This is a genomic window from Rhodococcus sp. EPR-157, from assembly GCF_001647195.1.
In the GTDB taxonomy this organism is placed as follows: Bacteria; Actinomycetota; Actinomycetes; order Mycobacteriales; family Mycobacteriaceae; genus Rhodococcoides.
In genome coordinates this window covers 1-1,812 of the sequence record NZ_LVCV01000059.1, presented here as the reverse complement: position 1 = coordinate 1,812, position 1,812 = coordinate 1, and the positions used below count along the sequence as shown (strand labels likewise).

The window sequence follows — 1,812 nt, the reverse complement described above, 5'->3', positions numbered from 1 at the left end:
TGGTCGCCCAAGTACTTCCCACCGCAGCTGGTGCGCAACGTCAATTCGCTTCTCGCACGCAAAGCGCTGTTCGGATCGGACTTTCCCGTGCTGACACCGGACCGATGGATCAAGGACTTCGCCGAGCTCGGAATCAAGGAAGAGGTTGTTCCACTCATCATGAAGGAGAATGCAATTCGGGTGCTCGGCCTGTCGCGATAGGAGGTTCGGTCGTTGTCTCGACAGACCGCCAGGCAAGGGCGGCGGCCGACCCGAAGACACCAAGAAGAGTTCCGACGACGAACCCGCCGAAGTTGGCCGCAGGCAGGGCCACCAGGGCCACCAGCATGGCCGCGACTCCGGCTGGAATGCGTGCTGCCGGCTGAAGTAGAACTGTGCACGCGCAGACCAGCATCAGCGACCCGAGCAACAACGTCGACACCCCGGCAATCGTGCTGATGGAGATCAGCAGATCGCCGACGCGCAACGTCGAGAATGTCGGTAGCAGCAGACAGATCCCGGACAACGCCATGAGTACGCCTCCCCAGAACGGCCTCGAAGTCCGCCACGAGCGGAAGCGTGCGCGATGGTCCGTCGATGTGGGTTGCGTCAACATGAGGCCTCCCGTCCCTCCACTGTCACCGCGAGACCTTGCAGTGATGCCCCGGCTGCGGTGAGCGAGATGATGTCGATCGTGGTCGTCGACGCCCACGACTCGCCCACTTGAACGGCTGAGGTTTGCGAGCCGGTCACCTCACCCAGCGCGCTGGCGTCGAGACCGAGCCGAACGTCGGCAACGGTGAGCGATCCTCCAACGGACGCGACGTCGAGGATGAGGCTTTCCGCTGTGGTGCTGTCGCCGGGGACGCGAGCGAACAAGGTGACATCACCGAGAAGCGGCAGTCCGCGCGCCACCGTGGAGAGGCAGACATCCGATAGTTGTGCTTGGTCGATCTTCACAGCGATGCTCGGCATCTCACCTGCCGCAGTGCTCACCGCACGCGGATAGACGGTGATGCCCTGGGCACCGACGGCGGACACCGTTCCGGTGAAAGTCTGCCCTGACAATGCGAGATTCATAGGAAGCTGACCGGTGGCGATTCCGCCGCCGATGATCGTCACCCCGATCATTCCGATCCCGGCGACGAGGAAGAAACGGCCGCGATGGATGGCGCCGCTAGCGATGACGATCGACCGACGCTACGTGGCTGTACCGAGGTGCTCCCGTGAGTAGCCCGACGTGTCTATCTGTGATTGTCATGTGTGTCCGTTCGTGTCGCCTCAGCACCGTGCATCCCCAGCGGCGACGCTGGCTAAACCACTGCTGGGGCTGGCGCTTGCGATGGCGCGAACAGACCGTTCCGGTTTCAGCAAGCGTCATGCCCCCTGGCAGAATGAATCCGTCGCCACGAGACTCGGGGTCGACTCGGTGCACGAGTATCGAGTCTGGGTGGCATATCCCTCGCACCCAAAAGGCCATACCCACATGCATCCAGTCCGACGATGGTGGTCGTTCCCCGCCGATTTCGCCTGGTCGACTGCCTATCATCGCATGAGTCCGCTGCTGAGTCATGTTCATGTCGCGGTGGGAATCTGGTGCTGGTTCTTCGCGGCATTGTGCGTCACCGCAGCTCATACTCCGGCAGGTTTCGACTCCGGTTCTGCGGAGAAAGCCGGCTACGTCCTTGCCGTGGCAAACACGATCGTCGGAGCGGTGTGGGTCCGCGGATCGCTTCCTTCCGAGCGAGTGTCTCGACTTTTCGTCGCCTACATCGAAGTCACGATCGCCGCCGCACTGTTCCTGTTGGCCGATCCGTTCGTTGCGCTGCCCGG

Annotated in this window: 3 protein-coding genes and 1 pseudogene; 2 read left to right on the top strand and 2 right to left on the bottom strand. The window is 62.5% G+C overall.

The genetic code is table 11. From position 1 onward, the window contains the following. Positions 1-201, top strand: a 201-nt coding sequence (locus A2J03_RS29650) for an amidohydrolase family protein (protein ID WP_156520157.1), incomplete at its 5' end; no start/stop codon positions are given. On the opposite strand, the gene A2J03_RS02540 is transcribed toward A2J03_RS29650, so the two are convergent. Then, positions 158-595 carry a DUF6114 domain-containing protein gene (locus tag A2J03_RS02540; RefSeq protein WP_068369304.1) on the bottom strand — a complete coding sequence of 146 codons (438 nt, stop codon included), beginning with the start codon at positions 593-595 and terminating at the stop codon, positions 158-160. The two genes, A2J03_RS29650 and A2J03_RS02540, sit on opposite strands and share 44 nt — an antisense overlap. Further along, positions 589-1,110 carry a DUF6230 family protein gene (locus A2J03_RS02535; RefSeq protein ID WP_068369301.1) on the bottom strand — a complete coding sequence of 174 codons (522 nt, stop codon included), beginning with the start codon at positions 1,108-1,110 and terminating at the stop codon, positions 589-591. Before A2J03_RS02535 ends, A2J03_RS02540 begins: the two co-directional genes overlap by 7 nt. 421 nt (positions 1,111-1,531) lie before the next feature. On the opposite strand from A2J03_RS02535, the pseudogene A2J03_RS02530 reads away from it, so the two are divergent. Then, a pseudogene (locus A2J03_RS02530) lies at positions 1,532-1,812 on the top strand (GGDEF domain-containing protein); the annotation flags it as partial.

Coding starts and splice junctions, on each gene's coding strand:
- A2J03_RS02535 (WP_068369301.1), bottom strand. CDS start 1,110: ATGATCGGGGTGACGATCATCGGCGGCGGAATCGCCACCGGTCAGCTT.
- A2J03_RS02540 (WP_068369304.1), bottom strand. CDS start 595: ATGTTGACGCAACCCACATCGACGGACCATCGCGCACGCTTCCGCTCG.